At 69.2% G+C, this 15,497-nt stretch carries 11 protein-coding genes; 10 read left to right on the forward strand and 1 reads right to left on the reverse strand.

Features of this window, described 5'->3' with window-relative positions:
* The 5 genes from secD (at nucleotide 1) to MJ604_RS17680 (ending at nucleotide 7,029) form a co-directional block, all read left to right on the forward strand.
* Nucleotides 1-1,785, forward strand: coding sequence for a protein translocase subunit SecD (gene secD, locus MJ604_RS17660; protein WP_243059864.1), 1,785 nt, complete (start codon nucleotides 1-3; stop codon nucleotides 1,783-1,785).
* The gene (gene secF, locus MJ604_RS17665; protein ID WP_243059866.1) at nucleotides 1,785-3,035 is read left to right on the forward strand and encodes a protein translocase subunit SecF; all 1,251 of its coding nucleotides are present in this window, start codon (nucleotides 1,785-1,787) and stop codon (nucleotides 3,033-3,035) included. The genes secD and secF overlap by 1 nt, the downstream gene beginning before the upstream one ends.
* Entirely contained in the window at nucleotides 3,032-3,580 is a 549-nt protein-coding gene (locus MJ604_RS17670; RefSeq protein ID WP_243059868.1) for an adenine phosphoribosyltransferase, read from the forward strand. Before secF ends, MJ604_RS17670 begins: the two co-directional genes overlap by 4 nt.
* 116 nt (nucleotides 3,581-3,696) lie before the next feature.
* Nucleotides 3,697-5,931 (forward strand): bifunctional (p)ppGpp synthetase/guanosine-3',5'-bis(diphosphate) 3'-pyrophosphohydrolase, encoded by a 2,235-nt coding sequence (locus tag MJ604_RS17675; RefSeq protein WP_243059992.1) that lies wholly within the window; start codon nucleotides 3,697-3,699, stop codon nucleotides 5,929-5,931.
* A gap of 123 nt (nucleotides 5,932-6,054) precedes the next feature.
* On the forward strand, nucleotides 6,055-7,029 hold the full coding sequence (locus tag MJ604_RS17680; RefSeq protein WP_243059869.1) for a hypothetical protein: 975 nt from the start codon (nucleotides 6,055-6,057) through the stop codon (nucleotides 7,027-7,029).
* A gap of 60 nt (nucleotides 7,030-7,089) precedes the next feature.
* Here the strand turns inward: MJ604_RS17680 and MJ604_RS17685 are convergent, their stop codons facing one another.
* On the reverse strand, nucleotides 7,090-8,319 hold the full coding sequence (locus MJ604_RS17685; RefSeq protein ID WP_243059871.1) for a DUF349 domain-containing protein: 1,230 nt from the start codon (nucleotides 8,317-8,319) through the stop codon (nucleotides 7,090-7,092).
* Between the two features lie 298 nt (nucleotides 8,320-8,617).
* On the opposite strand from MJ604_RS17685, the gene MJ604_RS17690 reads away from it, so the two are divergent.
* The 5 genes from MJ604_RS17690 to MJ604_RS17710 all read left to right on the forward strand — a co-directional run bounded on the left by MJ604_RS17690 (nucleotide 8,618) and on the right by MJ604_RS17710 (nucleotide 15,425).
* On the forward strand, nucleotides 8,618-9,289 hold the full coding sequence (locus MJ604_RS17690) for an MBL fold metallo-hydrolase (RefSeq protein ID WP_243059873.1): 672 nt from the start codon (nucleotides 8,618-8,620) through the stop codon (nucleotides 9,287-9,289).
* 1 nt (nucleotide 9,290) lies between these two features.
* Nucleotides 9,291-10,649, forward strand: coding sequence for a histidine--tRNA ligase (gene hisS / locus MJ604_RS17695; protein ID WP_243059875.1), 1,359 nt, complete (start codon nucleotides 9,291-9,293; stop codon nucleotides 10,647-10,649).
* A 1-nt stretch (nucleotide 10,650) separates the two neighbouring features.
* Nucleotides 10,651-12,423, forward strand: a complete 1,773-nt coding sequence (aspS, locus tag MJ604_RS17700; RefSeq protein WP_243059877.1) for an aspartate--tRNA ligase — start codon at nucleotides 10,651-10,653, stop codon at nucleotides 12,421-12,423.
* A 169-nt stretch (nucleotides 12,424-12,592) separates the two neighbouring features.
* A complete protein-coding gene (locus MJ604_RS17705; protein ID WP_243059879.1) occupies nucleotides 12,593-13,606 on the forward strand; it encodes an ABC transporter permease in 1,014 nt (337 codons plus the stop codon).
* A gap of 73 nt (nucleotides 13,607-13,679) precedes the next feature.
* On the forward strand, nucleotides 13,680-15,425 hold the full coding sequence (locus MJ604_RS17710) for an ABC transporter substrate-binding protein (protein ID WP_243059880.1): 1,746 nt from the start codon (nucleotides 13,680-13,682) through the stop codon (nucleotides 15,423-15,425).
* Nucleotides 15,426-15,497 lie beyond the last annotated feature (72 nt).

Here is a 15,497-nt window from a genome sequence, read left to right on the forward strand (position 1 = left end):
ATGGCAGGCAGGTCGGCCCGTCCCGGGCGCGTCCTCATCGTCTTCCTTCTCGGGGTGGCGATCCTCTACGGCTTGGTCGCGATCGGGGGCAACTGGAAGCCGGCTCTCGGCCTCGACCTCCAGGGCGGCACCCGGATCACGCTGATCGCCGAGGGTGACCCCGACAAGGAGTCGATGGACGAGGCCCAGAAGATCATCGACCAGCGCGTCAACGGCAAGGGCGTCAGCGAGGCCGAGGTGACGGTCCAGGGCGACCGCTTCATCGTGGTCGAGATCCCCGGCAAGAACCGCAGTGACCTGGTCGACACGGTGTCGCGTACGGCGCAGCTGCGCTTCCGCACCGTGGCCTGCAGCAGCGTCGCTCCCGGCCCGTGCGGCACGGCCACCGCCCCCGAGACGAACGACCCGCTGGCTCCCGACGCGACGCAGCAGCCGACCGAGCAGCCGTCCGAGCAGCCCTCGGAGTCGCCGTCGTCGAAGCCGTCGGAGAAGGCCTCGGACAAGCCGAGCCCGAAGAACCGCCCGGCGTACGGCCTCGTGGCCGACAAGAAGAAGAACGACGAGAAGGGCGACAAGCCGGCGAGCAAGCCGTCGCAGTCGCCCTCGGCCTCGCCCTCGGAGTCGCCGACCGCCTCTCCGTCGGAGACCCCGGCCCCGTCGGACTCGCCGACCGCGGCGCCTGTGGACGCCAACGACCGGGCCGGCCAGGCGCTGAAGTTCATGGCCGCGCCGGACCAGGCCTCGATCGACGCCTACAACGCGTACACCTGCCCGTCGACCGAGCCGGTCGTCGACGACCCGGCCAAGCCGCTGGTCACCTGTGGTGTCGACGAGGAGGCGGGCGTGAAGTACCTCCTCTCGCCGGCCGCGATCGAGGGCACCGAGCTGACCGACGCGACGGCCGGCGTCCCCGCCGGTCAGGTGGCCTGGCAGGTCAACCTGAGCATCGGTGGCGAGGGCAAGGACGTCTTCAAGGAGCTCTCGCAGAACATGGTCAACACCGACCAGCAGTTCGCGGTGGTCCTCGACGGCCAGGTCATCTCCTCGCCCGGGTTCAGCGGCGTGATCACGAACGGCGACGCCCAGATCAGCGGTGGCTTCAACGAGGCCAGCGCCACGAGCCTCGCGACCAGCCTCAAGTTCGGTGCGCTCCCGGTCGACTTCCAGGACGACCCGACCACGGAGGACGTCGGCCCGTCGCTGGCCGGTGACCAGCTCCAGGCGGGCCTCACGGCCGCGGTGCTCGGCCTGGTGCTCGTGATGCTCTACTGCCTCGTCTACTACCGCGGCCTCGGTCTCGTCGTGCTGCTGTCGCTCCTGGTGGCGGCCGCAGTGACCTACGCGATGGTGCTGCTGCTGGCCAACACGGCCGGCTTCACGCTGACGCTGCCCGGTATCGCCGGTCTGATCATCGGCGTGGGTGTCACAGCGGACTCCTTCATCATCTTCTTCGAACGCATCCGAGACGAGATGCGCGAAGGCAAGTCGATGCGCGTCGCCGTCGAGACCGGCTGGAAGCGGGCTCGCAAGACCCGCCTCGCGGCCAACGTGGTCTCGCTGCTCTCCGCGGCGGTCCTCTACCTGTTCGCCACCGGCGTCGTGAAGGGCTTCGGTTTCGCGCTGGGTCTCTCCACGCTGATCGACCTCGCGATCCTGTTCTGGTTCACGAAGCCGCTCGTGTCGACGCTGGCGCGCTTCAAGTTCTTCAACGGTGGCGGTGAGCTGTCGGGCCTGAGCGCCTCGACGCTGGGCATCGACCACGTTCCGGCGGGAGGCAAGGCCTGATGGGCAAGTTCTCGAGGCTCGGCAACGACCTCTACCAGGGCCGCAAGTCCTACGACTTCGTCGGCCGCCGCGCACTCTGGTACGCGATCTCAGGCACCCTGGTCGGCCTCGCCGTCCTGGTGATCCTGGTCAAGGGACTGAACTTCGGCATCGAGTTCACCGGCGGTAACCAGTACACCGTCAGTGACCTGTCGTCCGAGGTCGCCACCCAGGACACCGTCGACGAGCTGCGCGACGAGATCGGCACCGGCGTGGACGGCATGACGTCCGAGCCGATCGTGACGACCGCGGGCGACACCAGCATCGTGATCCAGACCGAGGACCTGTCGCAGGCGCAGAACATCCAGGCGCGCCAGATCATCGAGGACGTCACTGGCGTCCCGAGCGACTCCGACCAGATCTCCCAGACCCAGATCGGCGCGAGCTGGGGCCAGGAGGTCGCCAAGCGCGCGATCCTCGGCGTCTGCATCTTCCTGCTGCTCGTGGTCCTGTTCATCTGGGGCTACTTCCGCGAGTGGAAGATGTCGGTCGCCGCCGTGGCCGCGCTGGCGCACGACATCCTGCTGACGATCGGCGTCTACGCGCTCTCGGGCTTCCCCGTGACGCCGGCCGCGGTCACCGGTCTGCTCGCGATCCTCGGGTTCTCGATGTACGACACCGTCGTGGTGTTCGACAAGATCCGCGAGAACACCCACGAGCTCAAGACCGGCCGCCAGACCTACGCGCAGGCGACCAACCTCGCGGTCAACCAGACCCTGGTCCGCTCGATCAACACCTCGATCGTGGCGCTCATCCCGATCGGCGCGATCCTGTACGTCAGCGCCGTGCAGCTCGGCTCGAGCTCGCTGAAGGACCTGGCGCTCGCACAGTTCGTCGGCATGGCCGCCGGCGTCTTCTCGTCGGTGTTCATCGCGCCGCGCATCCTGGTGCACCTGAAGTCGCGCGAGGCGGACATCATCATCGCCGACCGGCGCGCGCAGACCCGGGTCAAGCACGACGCCGACCGCTATGCGTCGGTCCCGGCGTTCACCGAGGACATGCCGATCCACGACGAGGTGGGCGAGGAGGGCGAGTCGACCGACGACGCACCCGTCGCGCGCACGGTCACGACGACCCGGAGCACCACGCCGCCGCCGGCCGCCGGCAGCGGGCGGATCGCCCCGCAGGCGCGGGGTCCGGTGAAGGACAGCCCGTCGTCCGGGCGTCAGCAGCCGACCCGCCAGTCGAAGTCGAAGCGGGACAAGAAGTGAGCGACCCCGGGCCGGGGCTCGACGGCGCGCTGGCGCTCATCGCCGACGTACCCGACTTCCCCGAGCCCGGGATCCTCTTCAAGGACATCACCCCGCTGCTCGCCGACCACACGGCGCTGACGGCGGTGATCGACGCCCTCGCCGCGGCGGGTCGTGACGACTCCGGCCGGCCAGTGGTCGACAAGGTCCTCGGCATGGAGTCGCGCGGCTTCATCCTCGGCGCACCGGTGGCGCTCGCGCTCGGCGTGGGCTTCGTGCCGGTCCGCAAGGCCGGCAAGCTGCCGCGGGCGACGTACGCCGTCTCCTACGCGCTGGAGTACGGCGAGGCGACGCTCGAGGTGCACCAGGATGCGCTCCAGCCCGGCGACCGGGTGCTGCTCGTCGACGACGTGCTGGCCACCGGGGGTACCGCTCGGGCCACGATGGACCTGGTCGGGCAGTGCGGCGGTTCGGTGCATGCGGTGGCGATGCTCATGGAGCTCGGCTTCCTGCCGGGCCGCGACGCCATCGGCGACGTACCCCTGACCTGCCTCCTCACGGTCTGACGGCTCGCGTTCCCCTCTAGACTGCAAGCGTGACCGAGGAACGAGCCGCCACCCCCGTCGAGGAGGAGCAGCTCGCGCCCCGGACTCCCTCGGAGCCGCCGCCGTCGACCCGCAGCATGCGGGCCCGGCTGGCGCGGATGGGCGCTCGCGGGCAGTCCACGACGAACCCGGTCCTCGAGCCGCTGTTCCGGTCGGTGCGCGCGAACCACCCCAAGGCGGACCTCGCGCTGCTCGAGCGGGCGTACCTGACCGCCGAGAAGATGCACGGCACCCAGACCCGCAAGAGCGGTGACCCGTACATCACCCACCCGCTGGCGGTCACCACGATCCTCGCCGACATCGGCATGACCGAGCCGACCCTGGCCGCAGCGCTGCTGCACGACACGGTCGAGGACACGCCGTACACGCTCGAGCAGGTCCGGCAGGACTTCGGCGACGAGGTCGCCCAGCTCGTCGACGGCGTGACCAAGCTCGACAAGGTCAAGTACGGCGACTCCGCGCAGGCCGAGACCATCCGCAAGATGATCGTCGCGATGTCGCGCGACATCCGGGTGCTGGTCATCAAGCTCGCCGACCGGCTCCACAACATGCGGACGCTGCGCTACGTCCGGCAGGAGACCCAGGAGCGGGTCGCCCGCGAGACCCTCGACATCTACGCGCCGCTGGCCCACCGGCTCGGCATGAACACCATCAAGTGGGAGCTCGAGGACCTCGCGTTCGCGACCCTGCACCCCAAGATCTACGACGAGATCGTGCGGATGGTGGCCGAGCGGGCGCCGTCGCGCGACCAGTTCCTGGCCGAGGTGATCGCCCAGGTCGAGGCCGACCTGCGCGAGGCGAAGGTCAAGGCGTCGGTGACCGGGCGGCCGAAGCACTACTACTCGATCTACCAGAAGATGATCGTCGGCGGCCGGGAGTTCTCCGACATCTACGACCTGGTCGGCATCCGCGTGCTCGTCACCGACGACCGCGACTGCTACACCGTCCTCGGCGTCCTGCACTCGCGGTGGAACCCGGTGCTCGGGCGGTTCAAGGACTACGTCGCGATGCCGAAGTTCAACATGTACCAGTCGCTGCACACGACGGTGATCGGGCCGCAGGGCAAGCCGGTCGAGCTGCAGATCCGGACCTTCGCCATGCACCGCCGCGCCGAGTACGGCGTTGCCGCGCACTGGAAGTACAAGGAGGACGGCCGCGCCGGCGTCGACACCGACCGCCCCGGCGACCTCGACGACATGACGTGGGTCCGCCAGCTCCTGGACTGGCAGAACGACTTCGAGGACCCGGGCGAGTTCCTGGAGTCGCTGCGCTTCGAGATCAACCGCGCCGAGGTCTACGTGTTCACCCCGCGCGGCGACGTGATCGCGCTGCCGACGGGCGCGACCCCCGTCGACTTCGCCTACGCCGTGCACACCGAGGTCGGCCACCGCACCATCGGCGCCCGCGTCAACGGCCGCCTCGTGCCGCTGGAGTCGGCGCTCGAGAACGGCGACGTCGTCGAGGTCTTCACGTCCAAGGGCCCCAACGCCGGCCCGTCGCGCGACTGGCTCGGCTTCGTGAAGTCGCCGCGCGCCCGCTCCAAGATCCGCCAGTGGTTCACCAAGGAGCGGCGCGAGGAGGCGATCGACCAGGGCAAGGAGCAGATCGCCAAGCTGATGCGCAAGGAGGGGCTGCCGCTCAAGCGGCTCATGTCCCACGAGTCGCTGATGCTGGCGGCGGTCCACTTCAAGCTCGCCGACGTCTCGGCCCTGTACGCCGCGGTCGGTGAGGGCAACCTGTCCGCGCAGGCCGTCGTGCGCCGGGTCATCGACGTGCACGGCGGCGACGACGGTGCGGCCGAGGACCTCGCCGAGGGCGTGACGATCACCAGTCGTCGTACCCGCTCCAAGGTGCAGTCCGGCGGCGACTCGGGCGTGATCGTCAAGGGCGCGCCCGACGTGTGGGTGAAGCTCGCCAAGTGTTGTACGCCGGTGCCGCCCGACCCGATCCTCGGTTTCGTGACCAAGGGCGGGGGAGTGTCGGTGCACCGGCAGAACTGCACCAACGCCAAGAGCCTGCAGGCGCAGTCCGAGCGGCTGCTCGACGTCGAGTGGGCGCCGACCGGCCAGTCCAGCTTCCTGGTGAACATCCAGGTCGAGGCGCTCGACCGGGCCCGGCTGCTCTCCGACATCACGATGGCGCTCTCCGACGCCCACGTCGACATCCTCAGCGCGAACCTCTCCACCACTCGCGACCGGGTCGCGAAGAGCCGCTTCACGTTCGAGATGGCCGAGGCCAAGCACCTCGACAGCGTCCTCAAGGCCGTCCGAGGTGTTCCCGGCGTCTTCGACGCCTACCGCGTGACCCAGTAGCGCTCCCGGGCGTCCGCGGTGTTGCCGGCGCACTCGTAGCGCTACTTCGTCGCCCCTGCACGCCTGTCTGGACCTCATCGCGGGTTTCCTGCGGACTCGTCGCAACCGCCCTAGCGTGCCCGGGTGCGGAAGATTCGCCCCTCTGGGAAGGCCGTCCTCGCCGCTGGAGCCATCGCGCTGACCCTCGTGGTCGTCGCGACCTCCGGTGCCGTGGCAGGCGCGCTGATCACGTCGAAGGACATCAAGGACAACACGATCAAGTCCCGCGACATCAAGAACGACACCATTCGCAACAAGGACATCCAGGCCGGCGCCGTGTCCTGGGAGAAGTCGCTCGACCAAGCCACCAAGGACCTCATCGAGGGTCTGGCCCAGGCCGGCGCCGCAGGGCCGCCGGGAGCCACCGGGCCGGCCGGTCCCGCAGGTCCCGCCGGTCCCGCTGGTCCGGCCGGCTCGCAGGGCCCACGAGGCCTTCCGGGTGACGACGCCACCGGCGGAAGCCTGGTCGCCTGGGACTACTTCGACGGCGACGTGGTCTTCGCGGACGGCATGCTCCCGATCGCCGAGCTGCTCGGTCGGGACGCCCCGATCACCGTCACCGAGCCGGGCAACTACGTGGTGACGATGCGCGCGGGTGGCACCATCCCCGACGTCGACGTGGAGAGCCCGGACCTCGAGGGGCTGTTCGGTTCACTCGGGCTGCTGACGCTGGGCACTCCGATCACGCTCGTCGAGGGCTCGGAAGAGGGCCCAGGCGTCGTTCGCGTCGACACGGACGTCCTCAGCCGCTCCTGCATCAACCTGATCGTCATGTGCAACGCGACGTTCTCGGTCACGGTGCAGCCCGGCTCACCACTCACGCTCGATCCCCAGCTGATCACCCTGGGTGCAGACCCGTGTGTCGACGGCCCGATCTCGGAGGGCGCCGACTGCCAGATCCCGGCTCGGGTCCAGGTGCAGGTCTACAAGCTGGCCGGATCCACGGCGGACTGGTCGGAGGCGGAGACGCTGCCCGTGATCGAGTTCCCGCTCTGCGACTGCTCGGAGAAGCGGGTGCGCAAGGACGTGCGGGGGCTGGTCCAGCAGCTGGTCCAGTAGGGAGAGCCGACGGAGCGGGTCAGCCGGTCCCGACGCGTCTAGCGCGACCTTCGCCACGGACTACGAAGAGAAGTCCGCGCTGGCCCGCTTCGCCATCTCCAGGAAGGACTGGCGCGAGGCGAGGTTCTCCTCCAGCTCCTTGACCTTCTTCTCGTTCCCAGCTGTGCGCGCCTTCTCCAGGTCGGCCTCGACCTGGGCGATCGCGGCCTCGAGCTTCGAGACCATGTCGTCGGCGCGCGCCGACTTCTCCGGGTCGGACCGGCGCCACTGCTCGTCCTCGAGGCCGCGGATCTCCTGCTCGACCTTGCGGATGCGGCCCTCGAGGTCCTTCATCCGGTCGCGCGGCACCTTGCCGGCCGCGTCCCAGCGGTCGGCGATGTCGCGGAACGCGCGCTTGGCGGCGTCGAGGTCGGTCACCGGGAGCAGCGCCTCGGCCTCGACGAGGAGCTTCTCCTTGACCTCGGCGTTCGCGGCGAACTCCTGGTCCTGCTCGGCGGCCGCGGCCTCGCGGGCGCCGAAGAACGTGTCCTGCGCGCCGCGGAAGCGCTTCCAGAGCGCGTCGTCGACCTCGCGCGGCGCGGGGCCGGCGGCCTTCCACTGCCGCATCAGCTCGCGGTAGCGCGCCGCCGTCGGACCCCAGTCGGTCGAGCCGGCGAGCTCCTCGGCCTCGGTCGCGAGCCGCTCCTTCACGCCGCGGGCCGCGTCGCGCTTCTCGTGCTGCTCGGAGAAGTGCGCCTTGCGGCGGCGGGTGTACGAGGTGCGCGCGGTCGAGAACCGGCGCCACAGCGCGTCGTCGGACGCGCGATCGATGCGAGGGAGCGCCTTCCACTCGTCGAGCAGCTCGCGCATCCGGTTCGCGCCGTGCCGCCAGTCGGAGCCCTCGGCGAGCTTCTCCGCCTCGGCGACGATCTTCTCCTTGCCTTCGCGCGACTCCGCGGAGCGCTGCGCCCGCTCGGCCTTGCGGGCCTCGCGCTGCTCGTCGAGGACGGGCGTCAGCGCGTCCAGCCGGGCGACCAGCGACGCCAGGTCGCCGACGGCGTTGGCCTCGGCCACCTGGGTGCGCACCGTGCGGACCGATGCGCCGGCCTCCTCGGGCGACATCACGCCGGACTTGATCCGCTGCTCCAGCAGGTCGACCTCGAAGGCGAGCGCGTCGTACCGCTCGGTGAAGAAGCGCAGTGCTTCCTCGGGTGTGCCCTCGGGGTACTGCCCGACGGATCGCTCGCCGTCACCGGTTCGTACGTAGACGGTGCCGTCGTCGTCGACGCGGCCCCAATCGTGGCTTGTCACTGGATGCGCTCCGCTCGCTCAGGTCGTTGCGGTGCCCATGCTAGTCACGGAGGCGGGTCGCCCGCCGAGACGTTGCACCGGTCGGAACGCCTTTACCTGCCATTCCGACCACCCCTGCAGGTCATACCGCGTGTCCGCCTGCCGCCTGCACGATCGACGTGAGCGGTCGCCGCGAGCGCTCCCCGAAGACCTGACGACGGTGGACGATGCCGTCGGGCTGAAGTCCCAGGGGGCTGGGGAGGTCGGGCAGCGTCGCACCGGTGCGGCGCTGCCCGGCTGCGCTCGATAGGCTGCCGGGGTGTTGATCGCCGGTTTCCCCGCAGGTCCGTGGGGCACGAACTGCTACGTCGCCGCCACCGGCCCCGGGAGCGAGTGCGTGGTCATCGACCCCGGCAAGGACGCGGCGGACGGCGTCGCGGAGGTCGTCCGCGAGCACCGGCTCAAGCCGGTCGCCGTGCTCGTCACCCACGGCCACATCGACCACATGTGGTCCGTCGCCCCGGTCGCCGGGACGTACGACGCCACCGCGTGGATCCACCCCGACGACCGGCACCTGCTCGCGGACCCGATGTCCGGGATGTCGCGCGAGACCAGCCAGATGCTCCTGGGCGGGGACTACCGGTTCGCCGAGCCCGACGACGTGCAGGAGCTCAAGGACCTGCAGGAGCTGGAGCTCGCGGGCCTGCGCTTCGTCGTGGACCACACGCCCGGCCACACCGCGGGCTCGGTGACGTTCCGCTCGCCGTACGACCGCGAGGACATCTCCGAGGTCATGTTCTCCGGCGACCTGCTCTTCGCGGGCTCGATCGGCCGCACCGACCTGCCCGGCGGCGACCATCCGACGATGTTGCGCAGCCTCGCCTCCAAGGTGCTGCCGCTGGCCGACGACATCGTGGTGCTGCCCGGGCACGGCGAGCAGACGTCGATCGGCCGCGAGCGCGCCACCAACCCCTTCCTGCAGGATCTGTGACATGGCCAAGCCCACCCCGCTGAGCGGGTTCCCTGAGCTCCTGCCCGAGCAGCGGTTCGTCGAGCAGCAGGTGATCGACACGCTGCGGCGCACCTTCGAGCTGCACGGCTTCGCCGGCATCGAGACCCGCGCGGTCGAGCCGATGGACCAGCTGCTGCGCAAGGGGGAGACCTCCAAGGAGGTCTACGTCCTGCGCCGTCTGCAGGAGGAGTCCGCCGAGGGCCACGCCGGGATCGGGCTGCACTTCGACCTCACCGTGCCGTTCGCGCGCTACGTCGTCGAGAACGCCGGCAAGCTCGAGTTCCCCTTCCGGCGCTACCAGATCCAGAAGGCGTGGCGCGGCGAGCGGCCCCAGGAGGGCCGCTATCGCGAGTTCACCCAGGCCGACATCGACGTGGTGATGAAGGACGAGCTGCCCTTCCACTTCGACGTCGAGGTCGCGCGGGTCATGGCCGAGGGCCTGTCCGGACTGCCGCTGCCGCCGCTGCGGCTGCGGGTCAACAACCGCAAGCTGATCGAGGGCTTCTACCGGGGCATCGGCGCCGCCGACCCCCAGACCGTCATCACGATCATCGACAAGCTCGACAAGCTGCCCGAGGAGCAGGTCGCCGCGCTGCTCGTCAGCGACGCCGGCCTGAGCGAGCAGCAGGCCGCGCAGTGCCTGCAGCTCGCGACCATCACGACGTCGGACACCACGTTCGTCGAGCGGGTGCGCGCGCTGGGCGTCCAGCACGAGCTGCTCGACACCGGTCTCCAGGAGCTCGCCGCGGTCATCGACGGGTGTAGCGCGGTCCGCAGCGACCGGTTCGAGGTCGAGGCCAGCCTCAGCCTCGCCCGCGGGCTCGACTACTACACCGGCACGGTCTTCGAGATCTACATGGTCGGCTACGAGTTCCTGAAGTCCGTCGGCGGCGGCGGGCGGTACGACGCCCTCGCGTCCGACGGGCGGTCGACGTACCCCGGCGTCGGCATCTCCTTCGGCATCTCCCGCACGCTGGTGCCGCTGATGAGCCGCGGCCTGCTGGCCGCCGACCGCAAGGTGCCGAGCACGGTGCTGGTCGCGCTGGTCGACGAGGAGAGCCGTCCCGAGAGCGATGCGATCGCGAGCGCGCTGCGCAGCCGGGGCATCTCGTGTGAGGTCGCGGTCAGCGCCCAGAAGTTCGGCAAGCAGATCCGCTACGCGGAGCGCCGGGGCATCCCGTTCGTCTGGTTCACCAACGCCGACGGCGGCCATGAGGTCAAGGACATCCGATCGGGGGAGCAGGTGGCCGCGGACCCGGCGACCTGGACCCCACCCAACGAGGACCTGCGACCGCAGGTACTGACGGTCTCGACAAGCTCGACCACCGAGGAGATTTAACGTGATCCGCACCCATGACGCGGGCGCCCTGCGCGCCGAGCACGTCGGCCAGACCGTGACCCTCGCCGGGTGGGTGGCCAACCGTCGCGATCACGGCGGCGTCGCCTTCATCGACCTCCGCGAGGCGAGTGGCGTCGTCCAGGTCGTCATCCGTGACGAGGCCGTCGCCCACCACCTGCGCGCCGAGTACTGCCTCAAGGTCACCGGTGAGGTGACCGCGCGCAAGGAGGGCAACGAGAACCCCAACCTCGCGACCGGCGCGATCGAGCTCGTCGCGAGCGAGGTCGAGGTGCTCAGCGCCGCCGCGCCGCTGCCGTTCCCGATCAGCGACCACATCGACGTCGGTGAGGAGGCCCGGCTCAAGCACCGCTACCTCGACCTGCGCCGTACCGCCCCCAACGAGGCGATCCGCCTGCGCAGCAAGGTGAACAAGGCCGCGCGCGACGTCCTCGACCAGCACGACTTCGTCGAGATCGAGACGCCGACGCTGACCCGTTCGACGCCCGAGGGCGCGCGCGACTTCCTGGTGCCGGCGCGGCTGCGCCCCGGCAGCTGGTACGCCCTGCCGCAGAGCCCGCAGCTGTTCAAGCAGCTGCTGATGGTCGCCGGCATGGAGCGCTACTTCCAGATCGCGCGCTGCTACCGCGACGAGGACTTCCGCGCCGACCGGCAGCCGGAGTTCACCCAGCTCGACATCGAGATGAGCTTCGTCGAGCAGGACGACGTCATCGCGATCGCCGAGGAGATCCTGGTCGCGCTCTGGAAGCTGATCGGCCACGACGTGCCGACCCCGCTGACCCGGATGACCTACGCCGACGCGATGGCCCGCTACGGCTCCGACAAGCCGGACCTGCGGATGGGTCAGGAGCTCGTCGACTGCACCGAGTACTTCCAGGACACGCCGTTCCGCGTCTTCCAGTCGCAGTACGTCGGCGCGGTCGTGATGCCAGGGGGAGCGAGCCAGCCCCGCAAGCAGCTCGACGCCTGGCAGGAGTGGGCCAAGCAGCGCGGCGCCAAGGGCCTCGCGTACGTCCTGGTCCAGGAGGACGGCGAGCTGACCGGCCCGGTCTCGAAGAACATCTCCGAGGAGGAGAAGGCCGGCCTGGCCGCGCACGTCGGCGCGAAGCCGGGGGACTGCGTCTTCTTCGCCGCCGGCCTGGTGAAGCCCAGCCGGGCGCTGCTCGGCGCCGCCCGCCTCGAGATCGGCCGCCGCTGCGGCCTGATCGACGAGAACGAGTGGAGCTTCCTCTGGGTGGTCGACGCCCCGCTCTTCGAGCCCGCCGACGACGCGACGGCCGCCGGTGACGTCGCGGTCGGCAGCGGCGCCTGGACCGCGGTGCACCACGCGTTCACCTCGCCCCAGGACCTCGAGAGCTTCGACCAGGACCCGGGCAACGCCCTGGCGTGGGCCTACGACATCGTCTGCAACGGCAACGAGATCGGCGGCGGGTCGATCCGTATCCACCGCGGGGACATCCAGAAGCGCGTGTTCGCGACCATGGGCATCTCCGAGGAGGAGGCCGACGAGAAGTTCGGCTTCCTCCTCGAGGCGTTCAAGTACGGCGCGCCGCCGCACGGCGGGATCGCGTTCGGCTGGGACCGGATCGTCTCCCTGCTGGCCCGCACCGAGTCGATCCGTGACGTGATCGCGTTCCCGAAGTCGGGCGGCGGTTACGACCCGCTCACCGCAGCACCTGCGGCGATCACGGCCGAGCAGCGCAAGGAGGCCGGTGTGGACGCGAAGCCGACGCAGAGCCTCCCGCCGGAGAGCTGATCCGGCGGACGCGTCGGTGAACGCGTCGAGACCAGATCGTTACACGTCCAAGACCCGATGTTGCGCTGGCGTCACATAGAGTCACTGCGGTCGCCGGCCCCCGCGCCGCCCGCAATCCGGGCGATCCGCCCCCGACGACGAGCAACAGATCCGAGAAGACAGAGGTGCCATGACGGTTCAGGCTTCCAACCTGGAGAGTGAACACCTGCCCGACCCCACCGGTGCGCCGGAGGGAGACCTCAGCAAGGTCGCCGGCCAGTCCCCGACTCGCCTGGCGATCGGACGGTTCCGCAAGGACCGGCTCTCGATGATCTCGTTCGCCGTCGTCTGCAGCTACATGCTCGCGGCGATCGCGGCTCCCTTTCTGGTGAAGTTCGGCGTGCTCGACCCGTTCAGCTTCAACAACGACCTGATCGACCCGAACACCGGTGGTCTGCCCATCGGCAGGTTCGGCGGCATCAGCTGGGACCACCCGCTCGGCGTCGAGCCCGGCACGGGTCGCGACCTGCTGTCGCGGATCTGGTACGGCATCACCTTCTCGCTGATCATCGCGCTCTCCGCGACCGCGATCGCGATCGTGCTCGGCACGGTGCTCGGCATCGTCGCCGGCTTCTCCGGCGGTTGGCTCGACTCGCTGATCGGCCGGGGCATCGACCTGACGCTGTCGTTCCCGCAGACCCTGATGCTGCTGGCGCTCTCCAGCCTCGCGATCGAGTTCATCACCGACGACCTGCACATCCCGGCCGGTGACGTCGCGAACGCGTTCTACGTGATCGTGGTCCTCGGACTGTTCGGCTGGCCCGGCATCGCCCGGCTCATGCGCGGCCAGGTCCTCTCGGTGCGCGAGCGCGAGTTCGTCGACGCGGCCCTGCTGATCGGTGCTCCCAAGCGGCGGATCTACTTCAAGGAGATCCTGCCGAACCTCTGGGCCCCGCTGCTGGTCACGTTCACGCTGACCATGCCGATCTACGTCTCGGCCGAGGCGGCCCTGAGCTACCTCAACGTCGGCATCAAGCCGCCGACGCCGACGCTGGGCAACGTCTTGCGCAGCTCGATCCTCTACTCCAGCGCGGACTTCCTGTTCTTCTTCGCGCCGGCGTTCCTGATCATGGTCATCGTCGTCAGCTTCAACCTGCTCGGCGATGGCATCCGCGACGCGCTCGACCCGAAGGCCGCGCGTTGACCCCGATCTTCGGCGACAGAAAGTCGCCGAATGTGCCGCCGCTCCTGGCGCGTCACACACTCAAGGAGAAGTAATGTTCAAGTATCGAAAGCGGGTGTTCGCGGTCTCGGCCGCGGTCGCGCTTGCGGCATCCCTTGCCGCCTGTGGCGGTAGCAGCGACTCCTCGGACGGCGACGGCACATCCGGTGCGCCGACCTCCGACGAGAAGGGCGGCACGCTCAACTACCTCATCTTCGCCCCGATCGAGCACCTCGACCCGCAGCGTGTGTACGTGGGTCGTGACATCACCAACCTGAGCCGGACCGTGTACCGGACCCTGGTGGCGTTCCCGATCTCGGACGACCCGGAGGTCGCCAACACCCCGGTTCCGGACCTCGCGACCGACACCGGCACGAACGAGGACGGCGGCAAGACGTGGTCCTTCACCGTCAAGGACGGCGTCAAGTGGGAGGACGGCGAGCCCGTCACCTGTGAGGACTTCAAGTACGGCGCCTCGCGTGCCTTCGCGACCGACGTCATCACCGGTGGTCCGAACTACATCCTGAGCTACCTCGACATCCCCACCGACGACTCCGGCCTGCCGGCGTACAAGGGTCCCTACACGGGTGAGGGCCAGGAGCTGTTCGACAAGGCTGTGACCTGCGACGGCAACACCATCACGTACCACTTCAACAAGCCGTGGCCGGACTTCCCGCTCGCCATCGCGGGTCTCCACATGATGGACCCGTACCGCGAGGACAAGGACAACGGCGACAAGTCGAACTTCCAGATCTTCTCCAACGGCCCGTACAAGCTCGACGGCGCCTGGGACAAGGCCAGCGGCGGCACGTTCGTCCGCAACGACAACTACGACGAGTCCACCGACTCGCCGGACCTGCGTCGTGCCCTCCCGGACAGCATCGTGTTCAACATCGGTCAGACCACCGAGACGATCTACGACCAGATGATCCAGGACAGCGGCGACGCGCAGACGTCGGTCACGAGCCAGTCGGTTCCGCCGCCGTACTACAACCAGATCGAGGGCCCGGTCGCTGACCGCTCGGTCAACATCGACTCGCCGTACACGTACTACCTGGTCCCGCACTTCCGGACCGAGGCCATGTCGAACCCGGCTGTCCGCCAGGCGCTCGCCGTCTCCACCAACGCTGACGCCTACGTCGCCGCCATCGGTGGCGACAAGGCCGCGGGCGTTGCGGAGTCGATCGTGAACCCGGCCGTTGTCGGCTACCAGGAGAACCCCGCGTTCGCGGGCTCCAACGCGGGTGACCCCGAGGCTGCCAAGCAGATCCTCGAGGACGCCGGTGTCTCGATGCCGGTGAAGATCACCTACACCTACCCGAGCAGCGAGACCAACGACAAGGCTGCCGCCGCCCTGAAGGACACCTGGGACCAGTCTGGTTTCGAGGTGACCCTCGACGGCCTGGGTGACACGTACTACGACGTCATCCAGAAGCCGACCAAGGAGTCGGACGTCATCTGGGGTGGTTGGGGCGCCGACTGGCCGTCCGCCATCACCGTGACCGCGCCGCTGTTCGACAGCCGCCCGAACCTGACCAAGAACTCCGACGGTCAGGACTACGGCGCCTACGACAGCGACGAGTTCAACGCCCTGGTCGACGAGGCGCAGAACGCGTCCGACCTCGACGCTCAGACCGCCGCTCTGCAGCAGGCCGACGTGCTGCTCGGTGAGGATGTCGCGTACATCCCGCTGACCACCACGAAGTTCTACATGCTGTACGGCTCGAAGGTCACCAACTACACCACCACCCCGGCGTCCAACGGTTACCCGGACCTCGGTGCGATCGGTGTGGAGAGCTGACCTGCTCTTCTGAGCACAGCTTCACCTGAAACACAGGCAACACAGCTACACCTGGCCGGGCGGCCGCTCACA

The organism is Nocardioides sp. SR21 (genome assembly GCF_022761125.1).
GTDB lineage: Bacteria > Actinomycetota > Actinomycetes > Propionibacteriales > Nocardioidaceae > Nocardioides.

Excerpts from the sequence above, each read along its gene's own strand:
- secD (WP_243059864.1), top strand. The coding sequence starts at position 1 with ATGGCAGGCAGGTCGGCCCGTCCCGGGCGCGTCCTCATCGTCTTCCTT.
- MJ604_RS17705 (WP_243059879.1), top strand. The coding sequence starts at position 12,593 with ATGACGGTTCAGGCTTCCAACCTGGAGAGTGAACACCTGCCCGACCCC.
- hisS (WP_243059875.1), top strand. The coding sequence starts at position 9,291 with ATGGCCAAGCCCACCCCGCTGAGCGGGTTCCCTGAGCTCCTGCCCGAG.
- secF (WP_243059866.1), top strand. The coding sequence starts at position 1,785 with ATGGGCAAGTTCTCGAGGCTCGGCAACGACCTCTACCAGGGCCGCAAG.
- MJ604_RS17710 (WP_243059880.1), top strand. The coding sequence starts at position 13,680 with ATGTTCAAGTATCGAAAGCGGGTGTTCGCGGTCTCGGCCGCGGTCGCG.
- MJ604_RS17675 (WP_243059992.1), top strand. The coding sequence starts at position 3,697 with ATGCGGGCCCGGCTGGCGCGGATGGGCGCTCGCGGGCAGTCCACGACG.